This is a genomic window from Microbulbifer variabilis, assembly GCF_020524905.1.
Taxonomy (GTDB): domain Bacteria; phylum Pseudomonadota; class Gammaproteobacteria; order Pseudomonadales; family Cellvibrionaceae; genus Microbulbifer; species Microbulbifer variabilis_A.
The window spans coordinates 248,643-261,667 of the sequence record NZ_JAIVKI010000003.1 but is presented as its reverse complement, the minus strand read 5'-3'; the positions used below and the strand labels follow the sequence as shown (position 1 = coordinate 261,667).

The window sequence follows — 13,025 nt, the reverse complement described above, 5'->3', positions numbered from 1 at the left end:
GATAATTCCTTAACGAACCAGCTGTTCAATCAGGCTTCCCCAGCGCTCTGTGTGTTGCCAGGCATTATATAGAGTGATCTTAAATTTCCAGTCACGGTTCTCGAACAGATTTTGTGACATACGCTCCAGGTGGTAGAGCTTTTCATCGGTAAGTACATAGTGACGGTAGCCCGCCTTCCTCAACTGCAGACAGAGATCAGAATCTTCAAAATCCCCTAGTACATAGGTTTCATCCAGACCACCCACCAAATCATACAAGGCTTTGCTAATAAACATGCAAGCGCCTGTCACTGCTGGTGATTCCATAACAGAATCAATATCTACCAGCCACTCTGGATTTCCCTTACCCGGATGTTCATTCAGCCACAAATTACCAAATTGTGCACTTTTGGAAAAAGTCATTCCCACATGTTGGATTGTGCCATCATCAAAAACCAACTTTGGTGCAACCACACCAACATCTTCCAGTGAAGATGCTTGTTGTTCAATTCGTGAAATCCAGCCGCTGCTACTGGGGATAATATCTGAATTAAGTAGCACTAATTTATCTGCGCTGGCATAACGCGCACCGAGATTATTAGCTCCTGCGTAACCTAAGTTACGGCCACCATATATCACCTTAAAGTTTACTGGGAACAACTTACTGATGTCATAGCAAAAAGGTATAAATGCATCATAGAGACGAGGGTCATCCAGAACGTAAATCAGCTCTGTCTCGGCAAAATCGGTATCTTCTGTAAATTGAGCTATCTGATGTAGCAGGAAATCATAGCGTCCATACAGTGGCACTATGACACTTCGCTTGGGTTCTTTTACTTTTTGGCCGAACTGTAATACTTCTACTTTTGGTTCCTCGAGAAGAAAGCGTCGATTAACCCAAAGCGCTGACAATGCCGGACCAATATGTTTACGCATATTGTCCCTGTATTCCCTGCCATCTACATTGAAGTTCACCAATACTTGCTGACTAGCCTGGGTAATATCCTCGCGAATATTAGTCTGCTGAAGCGGAACAACGCCCAGGTGACCTTCTTTAGTGAAGAACAGCAGCTCCAATCCAGCTCTCTCTATAAGGTGAGGCATAGGAACCCAAGTAAAAAAGCCCGCTTTATAATTAGGTTCCGCTCTGCCAGGAAAAGCCTCTAATACATCTACGCGTGCAAAGCGTGCAGATTCCTCAAGTAAATTTTTGCTATAGCTACCATCTGTAGTCCGCAACACTAAACTTGCCAGATCCCGCTGACCATCAAGCAGCCATCCAGAAAGAAACAGTCCATGGCCGGGTACTGCTAAGATACTGTCCCAATGCCAGTCGACCAGGGTCTTGAGCTGCCCCTCCTCCAGTTTCTTTAAGCCTGGGATCTCAAAAACCTTATTGCCCATGCTCTCAAACATGGCACTAAGCAATTCTGCCTTTTCTCCGGTGCGCCATGTCATACAGTGGCCAAATAACGCTTCACCACTTAACTCTATAAAAGGTTTTAGCTCTATCTCTTTGGCCTGGCCGTTTGCACTTACGGTCATGCACAGTAATTTGTTATCCACTGCTCTATCATAGGGCCACTCAACCAATAAGCTGTAACCCCAGCAGCTATCACCTTCGAAGTTGAAATGTTTATTTACATCTAGCCTAGTGGTTCGCAGGGTGTAATATTTAATATCCTCAATATTCTGAGTATCGGGCTCTTCTTCGCTACCAATATATTCCAGGTGAAAATCCAGGGATTCATGTTCGGGGTGAAATGCCCATCCCTGGATTAAAAGGTGCTTTCCACCGACAACACCACAAATGTCTACCCATACTTGCACTTGTTCTGAAAAAGTTTTTTCCGCCGTATCTAGAACAGCTTTAAAACGCTTTCTTATATTAATTCCCATAATCTATCTTCACACTCTCTCAGCGTTGCAGTATTGCTGCTCTATCCACTGTCGATAACTACCATCCATCACAGCCTGCCACCAGCTGTCGTTCTCTAGGTACCATTGCAGTGTTTTACGAATGCCGGTTGCAAAACTCTCCCGTGGTTGATAATCAAGTTCAGAATTGGATTTTTGAGGATCTATGGCATAGCGACGATCATGACCGGCCCTATCCTTTACAAAGGTTATAAGACTCTGTGCTTTCCCTGCTATTACAGATACCGCTTTGGGGTACTTCTCAGCGAGGTCCGGATTTTCGGCAAATTCAGAGTTCATCCGCTCACAAATCAACTGAACGATATCGATATTTGCCCATTCATTAATACCGCCTATGTTGTAACACTCTCCCAATTGTCCTTTTTTGATTACCAAATCAATACCTCGCGCATGGTCCTCTACATATAACCAGTCGCGAACTTGCTGGCCATCACCATAAATTGGCAATGGTTTATTTTGTAGAATATTAGTGATAACCAGGGGTATCAGTTTTTCTGGAAAGTGATAAGGGCCATAATTATTGGAGCAATTACTCGTAGTAATATTTAGCCCATAAGTGTGGTGATAAGCTCGTACTAAATGATCTGAAGCAGCCTTACTGGCCGCATATGGGCTATTGGGGGCGTAGGGTGTAGTCTCGCTAAATGCGGGATCCTCAGGGCTCAGAGTTCCATAAACTTCATCTGTGGAAACATGGTGAAAGCGGTGGTTGTCTTTGTTGACCCCCTCGTCCAACCAGATTTTTTTTGCTGCCTTGAGTAGGCTATGGGTACCGATAATATTGGTTTCAATAAAGGCATCTGGGCCACTGATGGACCTGTCTACATGGCTTTCCGCTGCGAAGTGCACCAACGTGTCTATTCTATGCTCTTTAAGAAGGGTTTCTACCAGAGATGTATCGCAAATATTTCCCTGACAAAAATAGAAGTTGGCATTTTCCGATACTGGTTCCAGATTAGTTCTATTACCGGCGTAAGTTAATGCATCCAGAACTACTACTTTGTCTTGGGGGTAAGTTTTCATCCAGTAGTGGATAAAATTTGCACCTATAAAACCGGCGCCACCCGTTACCAGCAAGTTACTCATTTGTTTCTGCCATTACTTTTGTAGAGTTGGATACTAAAGCCATACCTTTACAAAGATATACCCTTAGCCCCTCAATGCTTTCTATTTCTATTCAGTCTATGTGCCTTGCCGACACCTATTCGACAATAATTCTAGATGCACACTAACACTCTAGAATGATTGTGGGGTCCTTCTTTAAGAGCCAGCCTTTTCTTGTAAAACTCTGCGTAATACCTGGCGCCAGTGTTGTGATTCAAAATTCAAATCCATCACCAAGCTTGACTTATCCAAAACACTATATGCTGGCCTTGCCGCAGGAGTAGGATATTCGGCAGTGCCTATTGGCCTTATTTTTACATTTACCTCATCGGCCAACAGACCAAGATCCTTGGCCTCTTCATAGATAGCCACGGCAAAATCATACCAACTGGCGGTACCAGCATCCGTGCAGTGATAAATACCACTTATTTCAGGATTGCTAACTACCATAAAGATAGTCTCAGCCAGTGTTTGAGTACTTGTAGGAGACCCTACCTGATCAGCTACAACCCCCAGCTCGTCTCGCTCGTTCATAAGGCGAAGCATAGTATTGGTAAAATTGGCTCCATGGGCGCTATAAACCCAGGCAGTGCGCAGAATAACCGCTTGGGGTAATATGCTTTGCACGGCTGCTTCACCAGCAGCCTTACTTTCTCCATATACCCCTAATGGACGAACCACATCTTGCGGCTGATAGGGTGTAGAACTCTGGCCATCAAATACAAAATCTGTGGAGATATGAATCAAACGTATTCCCATTTCCCGGCAGGCTTTAGCCAAATTTTCCGGGCCTGTGGCATTAACAGCGTAGGCTTGCTCTTTCTCTGATTCCGCCTTGTCCACCGCGGTATAGGCAGCCGCATTAATAATTGCGGCGGGCTTATAGTGAGTCATTGCCTGCATGACCTGATCCGCACTCGTGATATCCAGATCGTTTCTGTCTAGTGCTATCAGCTCTATACCAGCCGGAATACGTTTTTGCAGCTCTTGTGCCAGCTGGCCATCTTTACCAGTTACTAAAATTTTCATTGACTTATTCACATTGAATTAGGAGGCACTAGCTAGTGTTTTGACATCTCTGACTGAAACTACAAGCTTGCTTAACTGATTCACAAGATTTTTATGTCAGGAAAAAACTCTTGAGCCGAATATTGTGATCTAGGATTTTCTGCTGCAGGTTCCTAAGGGAAAGGAATAGCCTCTTTTAGGCTTTTTCCCGCGGTATCTTTAGTAGAGAGTTGAGGTGCTTTTCCATCTACCAAAGGCCATTCAATCGCCAGTTCTGGATCATCCCAGCGAATGGAATGCTCATACTCTGGCGCATAGTAATCAGTGCACTTATAGACGAACTCCGCTTCGGCACTAGTGACGTAGAAACCGTGAGCAAAGCCTTCCGGGACCCAAAGCTGTCGCTTATTTTCTGCCGAGAGGGTGACTCCTACCCATTGACCAAAAGTTGGGGAGCTTTTTCTTAAATCTACCGCCACATCAAAAACTTCGCCTTTCGTTACACGTACCAACTTGCCTTGGGTTTGCTGAGTTTGGTAGTGCAGCCCACGAAGAATTCCCTGGGTAGACTTACTATGGTTATCTTGGACAAAGATCCTTTCTGCACATTCCCGGTTAAATAAATCCTGCCGATAGGATTCGAAAAAGAAACCACGCTCGTCACCAAAGACTTTTGGTTCCAGGATTTTCACGTCGGGGATAGCGGTTTCTATTACTTTCATACTACTTCTTTTCTTCTTTCTTCAAAAAGTGGAACGAAGGGTTTTCTATTCATTCAAAGAGCAGCGGCCAAACGCTGCTGAGTGAAAGGAGGTGCTTCCCCAGATTCCAACAACAAATTCATTAGGTATTCACCATAGCCGCTCTTTAACAGCGGTTGAGCCTGCTTTTCCAGCTGTTCAGCACAGATAAAGCCCTTGCGGTAAGCCACTTCTTCCGGGCAGGCAATTTTCAGCCCCTGGCGACGCTCCATAGTCTGAACAAAATGTGCAGCCTCAAGCAGGTTGTCATGGGTTCCGGTATCCAGCCAAGCGCTGCCACGGCCCAATAATTCAACATTCAATTGATCTCGCTCAAGGTAGATATTGTTGATGTCGGTAATCTCTAACTCACCGCGGGGGCTTGGTTGAACTTCTCTTGCCAAATCACAGACTTGCTTATCATAGAAATACAAGCCAGTTACCGCGTAGTTAGATCTTGGTTGAGCTGGTTTCTCTTCTAAGCTAACGGCTTTGCCTTCCCTATCAAACTCTACAACGCCATAGGCCCTTGCGTCGGCGACGCGATAGCCAAAGACTGTCGCTCCCTCTTCATTCGCATCTGCACGCTTTAATATCTGACTAAAGTGCTGGGTATAAAAAATATTATCACCCAATACCAGGGCGCTCTTATTGTTACCCACATGCTCACGACCAATGATAAAAGCTTGCGCTAGGCCATCTGGTCTTGGCTGTATCGCATAGCTGATGTTGACTCCCCATTGAGAGCCGTCTTCCAGTAAGCGTTGGTAAAGGTACTGCTCTTCTGGTGTAGTGATGATTAGTATGTCCCGGATACCTGCCAGCATAAGTGTTGTTAGCGGGTAGTAAATCATCGGTTTGTCGTATACACCCATCAGCTGCTTGCTAACCCCCTTGGTAAGGGGATATAGACGTGTACCGGAACCACCCGCCAGAATAATTCCTTTCCTGGTGGAACTTCCCTTTGTAATCATCTTATTCTCCTTGGGGCCATCTAGGTTACCCGCTATTTCCGACATCTTCTTCTCCTTTTAATTTAAAAATTTGGAGAAAAAGTATTACTCAACACCCTTAAAAAGACAGTACAGCAGCTGTGCCCACGGCAATACGGTAAAGAATTTCTGTGACATCTTTAGTCACCTGCAACTCACTAGAGCGCACCTCTGGCATCACCATAATTTCATCACCAGGACGCAGAGTCTCCTTCAAACGGTTATCGAACTTGCTCTCTTTAACTCGACTGATGGTGCCATCCAGATGCAAAATCACCAATTCATCTTGATTGGCGCTATTGGAGAAACCGCCAGCCATTTCAATGTAGTCTTCCAAAGTATGGCGTTCATTAAATACCAGTGAGGTTGGGAATATCACTTCACCCACCACTGAAACTGTAGAGTTCCTAAGCGGTACCACTAACCTATCACCATCTTCCAGTAACATATCTCCGGCCTTGGGGTTATTAGCCAGTACCACCTGCCCTCGGGGTTGTGCCTTGCTAGCCTCAGCAATGAACTTTTGAATCATGGCGGCGTTTTCTGACTGAGCACCTTTTTCCAGTTCAGTGTTTGGCTGGCGGGTAAGTACTTCCATCTGTAAAGCATCTAAAGAACGCTCTAGTGCAGCGCGCTGCTTCTTGGCCACGCTTTTGCGGTATAACTGCACTGCGGACTGATCTGCATTGCCACGAAACTCAAGTTGAGACAGTAGATCTTCAAGTGTGGCGCCGTAGGGGAGTACATAGCTTGCCGGACCATCCAACTCACCGCTCACGCTTACGGATATTGACTTGATATCATTATCCCGAACCAATTCGACTCTAGCTCCAGGATATAACGCGGTATTTAGGGCTTCTTCCAACGGCAGATAGCTGGCTTGCTGCTGGTCATTAATTACCTGAGTAATGCGGGCAAAGTTGGCCTGGGGGTCTGGTTTGGCAACCAATAGCATTTCCCCTAACTGGGTGTAGGGGCCGGTAAATTCTATCTGTGCAGCCTGTTGCACCTCGCCCTCGATTGAAACGGCTCCATTGCGCGCTCCAACGACAATGGCATCACCGTTGCGTAGCTGCAATGCGGGCATGCTGCCCTCGGTAAGAAAATTATATAGATTGACCCTTTGCAGTAGCTGATCACCACGAATTACTTTTACATCTATAAAGCTTCCACTTTTGTGATCTATACCACCCGCACTATCGAGGTAATAGAGAATAGAGTCTGATGAAAAGCCATTAAATAGCCCTGGATTTTTGACATAACCCGTTACAAATACTTTGACCGGCTGGCTGGCCTCCAGGTTTGCGTAGGCTCGTACATTTTTCTTGAATACACCTTTTACATGGCGTAATACAAAGTCATTGAGTTCGCCATTTTTCACGCCGGCCACATGTACTGGCCCCACTTCGGGTACAAAAATATTACCCTGTGGATCCACCGCAAGAGTTGCACTAAAGCTATAGGCACCCCACAGTTGCAAGTTAATTTGATCGCCGACAGTTATGCGATAATCTGGGTTGAAGCCACTGAATGGCTGATCCTTAAAGGCCCCCTGAAATAGAGACTGACCAAATACTGGCGCACTAGACTGGGGAAGCTCAGTAGAATCATTCTTATCCAGTAGCTGGGTCTCTAGGGCTTGAGCACTTGGCAGCGCAACACCAGCCAATAAACCAAGTAATACCCCAAGAGTTTTAAGTTTTCTCATGATCATTTTTTCGATCTTTTCGTTTGAGTCTCTATTTCTAATATCCAGACTTTGCCTTGCATTGTCTGGGCTACTTATGCTTTTTAGGCAGCCACTAACCCCCCTTGCTCACCAGTCTTACACTCGAAAGCAACAAAAGGATTAAATTCTGTGATCGCGGATACTGGATACCAACATTTTCACAATGCCATAGATCAGTAGGAGAATAATGGCTAAGCTGGTTAGGTTATAAAGCTTACGCGGGTATTCTGCTTTCTCTGCCAAAGAAGGCTGGCTCACAACCATCAAGTGTTTAAGTCTGCCTGAGGCTTCCATTCGGGCTGTTTCTAATGCTTTTAGTGATGCTGCGTAGGCATCGGTGGCAAACTGAAGGTTCAATTCTAAATTCTGGAAATGCGCACTCAGACTGTTAAGGCGCTGCTCCCCCTGTGCATCTGAAACACCAACCAGGCGTTCCTTTTCTGCGACTATCTGCTCTTCCAACGCACTGATTTCAGCCTGCATTGAGACAACTTGAGAAGAGTCGGGATTTAGATAGGTTTTGGCCGCCGTCAGCTTGGCGCGCAGCTCGGCAAGCTTGGCTTCGAGCCCCTGAATAATTCCGCTGATCCCCTTAGTCAGCTCTTCCGGACTGACAACTTTGTTACGGTTTTGGAAGTCGAGAATTTCCTGCTTTGAGGCACGCAACTTACTTTGAGCCAACTCTAGTTCACTGCGTACAAAAGCCACTTGCTTGTCAGCAAGTTGATTGCTGATAGCATTGACAAAATCTTCAGATTTCTGGGTAACAGTCTCAACAAGATTACGAGCGAACTCAGGCTCAAAAGCCTCCATCTTTATTGTGATAATACCCGTCGACTCATCGTGACCAATGGCGATATGCTCACGATAGTATTCCAGATAGTCTTCCTGGGTAGCATTGGAGTCAAGGCGAGAAAAGATGTCGTAGCGATCGCTCTTGTAGTAGTTACTCAACTGCAATGTCTTATCCAGAAATACAGCCATATCCAAGGACTGAATATAGTTAACCACTAGGAAGGCATCTTGATTGTCTGCTCCTACACCTGGCAAAAGGAAGCCAAGGGAAGATGACATTCCTTGACTCGAGCCATTATCTTTCACAATCAGCTGAGTGCTACTCACATAACGATCCGAAACGAAGAAAAGGTAATAGGCGGATACCAAAAGCAGGGGTAAGCCAACACACAGTAGTAATCCACGCCATGCGCGAATACCCGAATGGCCAGGCTCCGATGGCGGCTCATTCGCAGCAAGTCCTACAAACATACCTTTTACAACCTCAGCCGTTCTTTTTAGTGCACCACTATCGGGCTTAGCTTTTTGCTCTGAGGCTGGTTGCGTATTTGTTTCCATTTTCACTTATGCCTTAAGTGCCTGTTCGGCTCTATTCTGTTGTTGCACCTTGGGCTTGGGTATCCCTTGCTGATAAAGTTCTATAGCTTCTTCTACGGTATCGAAAATCTGTAGTCCTTCCGGCCCGAGGTAAATACCGACATCACAATTCTTTTTCAGTTGCGGCATGGCGTGAGCAACAATAATAAATTTGGCTGATTTACGCTTTTCAGCGATAACCTGTTCACACTTATGCTTAAAGTGCGCATCACCAACGGACATCACCTCATCCACTAGATAGCAATCGAAATCCACTGCGATGCTCAGTCCGAACGCTAGGCGGGAACGCATGCCTGAGGAGTAATTCTTTACCGGGGCATTGAAGTAATCACCAATCTCGGCAAAGTCCTGTACCCTGTCCAATACTGCCTGCCGGCTCCTTCCCCAAATTCCATGAATACCGCAAATAAACTCGGCATTCTCACGGCCAGTCATACTGCCCTGAAAGCCGCTGGCAAGCCCCATGGGCCAAGATATACGCTCGTTGGTAATAACCCGCCCATAATCTGGATAATCAATCCCGCCCATAATTCGCAACAGGGTTGACTTACCGGCACCATTTCGTCCGAGAATGCCGATATTCTTGCCTTCCGGGAAAACAGCATTGACATCTTTGAACAACACCTTGCGACCGTTCGGTGTACGGAAAGACTTGGTCAGGTTTCGCAATTCGATCATTTGCTGCGCACCAAGTCCCGCCACTGGCTGCGGTAAACCAATAAGCCAAAGCCAAGCATTGCCAATGAACTGAATGCCAAGTATGGCAGGTTGGCAAACATACCGTGGTAGCTGCTAAACAGCCCCTCACGAGTAAGCTCAATGACATGCAGCAAAGGGTTCCAGGCGAGATACGGGTGGTATTGCTCGGGCACCTGTTCCAAAGAAAAGAACACACCTGACATGAAGTACAGCGGTCGCTGAATCAATGGCGCAAACTTGCCCGCCTCCGGGTATTTAGCACCGGCCACACAGAGCGCCAAACTCATACCAAAGCAGAAACACAGGTAGAGAAGATTCACCGCAATCAGTAGTAGAAAATTATTAAAAGTCGCGGATATACCAACCCAAGCCAATAACCCCAGTAGCGCGATCAGGCTAATCAGATAGATAGCAAACTCCAACAATACCCGGCTCATAACCGCATCAAAGGGGCGCAGCTGGCGATAGTTGAATAGGCCGCGGTTGGAGTCCACTGCCGCCATAGACTTACCAAAGCAGTGGGAAAAGCATAGAAATGGGGCGATACCAGCGAGCATAAAGAGCACGGTGGGAATCCCAGGGTAGAACTCCCTCCCAAGGAAGCTGAAGAGTGTTCCCAAAACTATGATATGCATGGCCGGCTCTAGCAACACCCAGGCATATCCTAGCTTCAACTTACCAAATCGAGTTTTCATCTCGCGCACAAGTAGCGCAAAGATCACATCCCGCTGGATTTGCCAGACGGTACGCGAGGTTGTTGGACCCATAGCAGCTTTTTCTTGGACAACTGTGAACCAGTTCCCTTTTAGCATAAGCGTGGAACTGGGATAATGAACTCAGACCTACTTGGAAGGAATTACTTCACTTAGCCGAGTGGTGCTTATTGTTGAGCTTCACTCATATTGCTGTGCGAGCAATTAAGCTCACAGAGAAAGAAGATGACTCCTCCTGAATACGTCAGTGGTCTAATTGACCAGCGCAGCATCCTATCGCAGCCACTAAACTTCGTCATACCGAATTAATTACGCGCCATTACGTACACCTCACCCAACTTTAGCCTTCACTAAGCCACTGAACTTACACAGATTGACTGCCACTCTCAACGAATGCCTACTATCTGTCACCAATGGATAATCCAAAGTTCATATAGAACCAACGCCCGAAAAACTGCTTAAGTGGACAGTCACACATAAACTCTACTAATAGATTGGTGATAATCAGGTCAATCAATGGCCATGTTTAGTATGTTTTTCATACGGTTTGGATTTGTTTCATACATAATTCAGTGATAAATACCAATAGGGTCACAGAATTTAACCTGTAAGCATATCTATGAAGTCTCTGGCGGATTCGCTTAAGACATCCCTTTAACTATCGCTCCTCCACAGCCCCTTCATACTGCTCTACTAGAAGTAAAGCTACCAATAATAAAAGGATGAAAAAGTGATGGGGTCGCTACTTGGGAAAAAAGTACCAATACATCCTGGAAACTTTGAGCCTCAAAAGCCGCAACACTTCTTCATAGATCAGTACCTGATTGATGAGACACATGGGGATTGATATCTTCGAGCTGAACCTGATATGTGATCCCCTTGATGATGGCTGCAGCTCACCACCACTTAAACCCTCCTGTGTTATTTATACAGTCCTAGAATCCCAATATTCGTATTGAGCGCACTTAGGATATCAGTGAAGGACACTAAGGCCGAAGGCATCAATGGGCCAAAAGCAAAAGCTTTGTGGTTCTGCGGATGATATAAAAAGCCGAGCAGAGTATTTCCCAGACTGCGGGAATTCATTTGAGGGGACAAGAACTGAGACCAAAACCCTTGGCTTTGGGTAATTGAGGTTCTCCAAATGGAACAGCTGACAGGGACGCCACGTGAATCTCTGGCAACCTTTCGCGAGCATAGCCGCCCTAACCTTTTGAGGCAGCTGCCTGACCTTAATCTTGAACCTGGGATTACCATACCCACAAGCCTCAACAAGCAGCGGGTAACCCGTACCTCCTTATTGACCCTGTTGCCATGTAAATTCTCATTGGCATCTCTCAACCTCTGGGTGCACTGTCAGGAGCAGGTTGACGCCCCCCCTTACCTTACTCCACTTCTGGCACCTGCTAGTGGTAATTTGCATAGCCACCGTCGGAATTCCCGCTACCCCCAGTGAGGTAAGGCAACAGTGGCTCCCCCCAGAATGGACCCACCCAAAAAAACCAGAAAACCACCCAGTGCCAGTACTTCATGTACTGAGTATCCACTCACAACCGCAGTACCCGCCGTAGCAGTGGTAGTTGCGCTGGCGATCTTTTGAACCATAGCCTCCCTCGCTGCTTCTTGAGTTACAGTGTTCACCGCTTGAACTCACTCACTTACGAATTCACGAAGTAAAAACTAATACTGTAGGACTGGGCTCCCGTAGGGCTATATGAGAAGCGGGATAGTCTGTGTATATAGGTATTCATTTTTTCTAAATTTTGAGCACAAAAAAACCGGCTTTATAGCCGGTTCAATAAAAGAATATGGAATTTGTAGTACAAAAGCTCAGCAGCTTACTGGCAAATATTTGCCTTTTCCGGCACACCATATTTCTTTAATAAAGCCGCATACTTACCTGTAGAGCATAGACGGGTTAAACCATCATTAAAATCATTCCTAGTCTTTTCATCTTTAAATGCCATCCTAAATTTAGATACTGGCAGGAAGACTTTGTGAGTATCCACATCCTCCATTGAGTGTCCTTCTTTAGAAGAAAAGTAAGCAAAAATACTTTCGTCAATAATGGCGATAGAATTTTTCTTTTTCCAAAACTCACTAACTTGCTCTTGTGAATTTGGTATCTCGATATAGTTCTTGCTACCCGCCGCCCCAGGTGAAAAAAGACGTTCAAACTCGGGACCCAAATCCTGATGAGCGCCCTCCCATGCGATAACATGGTGCCCAACCAGGTCATTCACACCATTTATTTTCATATTTTCACTTTTTCGACTAATTGCATGGTTAACAAAACCAATATAGATATTTGAATAATAATGGCGCCCCTTGTCATCATGTTCATCCACGTTGGTTTCAGCATTAGCCAGGCCCTTTTCAATGGCATCTTGAATTTGGCCCCACCCCATCTGTGAGAACTTAATTGAGTACCCTGGGAGTGACTGGGTGATTATATCAACCTCAAGCCCTCGCTTCGCATGATCCATCACATAAGGAGGCGCATCATAGGCTATAGCAACTGTTAACTCAGACGCACGAGCAAATATTGCTGTTCCTAGCAGAATGGAAAACAGGAGAAAGAACTTCAAAGCTTTGTTTTGCATAGTGTCACGCTGCATTGATTCGAAAGACAAAATACCCAATTAGCAGATTAGGCCATTAATTCGGTCCTATATTTCTTAACCAGTAAAATTATGCCAAGTATCGCATTTTAATGGTCACACTATCCCTC

The 13,025-nt window shown here is 45.7% G+C and carries 11 protein-coding genes; all 11 read right to left on the bottom strand.

Annotated elements, in window-relative coordinates; genetic code table 11:
* Window positions 1-9: 9 nt before the first annotated feature.
* The 11 genes from LC073_RS06345 to LC073_RS06295 all read right to left on the bottom strand — a co-directional run bounded on the left by LC073_RS06345 (window position 10) and on the right by LC073_RS06295 (window position 12,897).
* Window positions 10-1,878: a glycosyltransferase gene (locus LC073_RS06345; RefSeq protein ID WP_226645086.1), complete on the bottom strand. Its 1,869-nt coding sequence runs from the start codon at window positions 1,876-1,878 to the stop codon at window positions 10-12.
* Between the two features lie 9 nt (window positions 1,879-1,887).
* Complete coding sequence (rfbB, locus tag LC073_RS06340) at window positions 1,888-3,003, bottom strand: dTDP-glucose 4,6-dehydratase (protein WP_226645083.1); 1,116 nt, start codon at window positions 3,001-3,003, stop codon at window positions 1,888-1,890.
* A 174-nt stretch (window positions 3,004-3,177) separates the two neighbouring features.
* Window positions 3,178-4,050 (bottom strand): dTDP-4-dehydrorhamnose reductase, encoded by an 873-nt coding sequence (gene rfbD / locus LC073_RS06335; RefSeq protein WP_226645080.1) that lies wholly within the window; start codon window positions 4,048-4,050, stop codon window positions 3,178-3,180.
* Window positions 4,051-4,202: 152 nt separating this feature from the next.
* The gene (gene rfbC / locus LC073_RS06330) at window positions 4,203-4,751 is read right to left on the bottom strand and encodes a dTDP-4-dehydrorhamnose 3,5-epimerase (RefSeq protein WP_226645077.1); all 549 of its coding nucleotides are present in this window, start codon (window positions 4,749-4,751) and stop codon (window positions 4,203-4,205) included.
* 53 nt (window positions 4,752-4,804) lie between these two features.
* Window positions 4,805-5,743, bottom strand: coding sequence for a glucose-1-phosphate thymidylyltransferase RfbA (gene rfbA / locus LC073_RS06325; protein WP_226645255.1), 939 nt, complete (start codon window positions 5,741-5,743; stop codon window positions 4,805-4,807).
* A gap of 97 nt (window positions 5,744-5,840) precedes the next feature.
* Window positions 5,841-7,469, bottom strand: a complete 1,629-nt coding sequence (locus LC073_RS06320; protein ID WP_226645074.1) for a polysaccharide biosynthesis/export family protein — start codon at window positions 7,467-7,469, stop codon at window positions 5,841-5,843.
* A 141-nt stretch (window positions 7,470-7,610) separates the two neighbouring features.
* Window positions 7,611-8,843: a hypothetical protein gene (locus tag LC073_RS06315; protein ID WP_226645071.1), complete on the bottom strand. Its 1,233-nt coding sequence runs from the start codon at window positions 8,841-8,843 to the stop codon at window positions 7,611-7,613.
* A gap of 6 nt (window positions 8,844-8,849) precedes the next feature.
* Window positions 8,850-9,560 (bottom strand): ABC transporter ATP-binding protein, encoded by a 711-nt coding sequence (locus tag LC073_RS06310; RefSeq protein ID WP_226645069.1) that lies wholly within the window; start codon window positions 9,558-9,560, stop codon window positions 8,850-8,852.
* The gene (locus LC073_RS06305) at window positions 9,557-10,348 is read right to left on the bottom strand and encodes an ABC transporter permease (RefSeq protein WP_226645066.1); all 792 of its coding nucleotides are present in this window, start codon (window positions 10,346-10,348) and stop codon (window positions 9,557-9,559) included. Before LC073_RS06305 ends, LC073_RS06310 begins: the two co-directional genes overlap by 4 nt.
* Window positions 10,349-11,737: 1,389 nt before the next feature.
* Window positions 11,738-11,899 (bottom strand): hypothetical protein, encoded by a 162-nt coding sequence (locus LC073_RS06300; RefSeq protein WP_226645064.1) that lies wholly within the window; start codon window positions 11,897-11,899, stop codon window positions 11,738-11,740.
* Window positions 11,900-12,132: 233 nt separating this feature from the next.
* Window positions 12,133-12,897, bottom strand: coding sequence for a substrate-binding periplasmic protein (locus LC073_RS06295; protein WP_226645062.1), 765 nt, complete (start codon window positions 12,895-12,897; stop codon window positions 12,133-12,135).
* Window positions 12,898-13,025 lie beyond the last annotated feature (128 nt).